The sequence below is a fragment of the Paenibacillus xylanexedens genome, from assembly GCF_007676705.1.
GTDB classification, from domain to species: Bacteria; Bacillota; Bacilli; order Paenibacillales; family Paenibacillaceae; genus Paenibacillus; species Paenibacillus xylanexedens_C.
Window position 1 is genome coordinate 1 of the sequence record NZ_VEBF01000325.1, and the last position, 270, is coordinate 270.

Here is a 270-nt window from a genome sequence, read left to right on the forward strand (position 1 = left end):
TGTGGAACGCAGTGAAAAGGGGTGAGTTGCAGAGGATTGGTTGTGATGATTGTTGGTTTAATTTGAAAGGGGAGAAGGAGGTGGGGAAGGATGATTTGAGGAAAATTGGGAAGGGGGGGGGTGTCATCGAAGATGGGGTAAGTATTGTGTATTGGGAAGGTGTAGTGAAAGGAAGGATTAGGGTGAATGAGTGGGTTGATGTATGTTGGAGAAGAGGGAGGAAGTTATTTGGGTTATTTGGGGAGAAAGGGACTGTGGGGGTAGGGAGAG

The 270-nt window shown here is 47.4% G+C and carries 1 pseudogene; it reads left to right on the forward strand.

Annotation, left to right across the window (positions count from 1 at the left end):
* Positions 1-62: 62 nt before the first annotated feature.
* Positions 63-270: pseudogene (locus FS628_RS32240) on the forward strand (dihydropyrimidinase); the annotation flags it as partial.